The organism is Rhodococcus sp. ENV425 (assembly GCF_002887785.1).
GTDB classification, from domain to species: domain Bacteria; phylum Actinomycetota; class Actinomycetes; order Mycobacteriales; family Mycobacteriaceae; genus Rhodococcus; species Rhodococcus aetherivorans.
In genome coordinates this window covers 13811-14349 of sequence record NZ_PCZU01000307.1, presented here as the reverse complement: position 1 = coordinate 14349, position 539 = coordinate 13811, and the positions used below count along the sequence as shown (strand labels likewise).

Here is a 539-nt window from a genome sequence, read left to right as displayed (position 1 = left end):
GGTCACGTCGTCGAACAGCGGGGGTGGCGCAGGTGCCGACGCGTGCTCGAGCACCAGCAGGTCCCCGTCCCGGACGCCGTGCTCGTGCAGGCTCAGCGCGGCGGCGAGACGCGACGATCCGAGACGGGCCAGCGCCCACGCCTCGGGCTCGACCCGCTCGGAGGAGGCGTCGAAGTCGTTGTGGGACCGGTGGGCGGTGATGAGATCGACGACCCCCGGCACGAGCAGCGCGACAGGGACGTCCGCGGGTAACGCGAGGTCGACCTGTGTGTGCTGGGCCAGCACGGTCACGCGGCAGAGTTCGGGCGCGCCGATCCGCCCCGGTTCGGTGTGCGCAGCCGTCATCGTCCATCCCCCCGTCGTCCCCCGACCGTGCTGCGGTCCGGGCCGGGCTCGCCCGCCCGGTGTCGCCCGGACCTCGCGGAGACGATACGACATCGCTTCGCGCAGGCCGTCTTCGCGCCCGCCTGCGTGCCGATGTCGCAGGGGTACGTTACCCTTCGTCGACCGTGGGGGGACGGCCGTCGTGAGGACGGCCG

The 539-nt window shown here is 73.5% G+C and carries 1 protein-coding gene; it reads right to left on the bottom strand.

Annotated features, from left to right (window positions below):
• Positions 1–345: EsaB/YukD family protein (locus CQZ88_RS28940; protein WP_180987103.1), on the bottom strand; the 345-nt coding region annotated here is incomplete at its 3' end.
• Positions 346–539 lie beyond the last annotated feature (194 nt).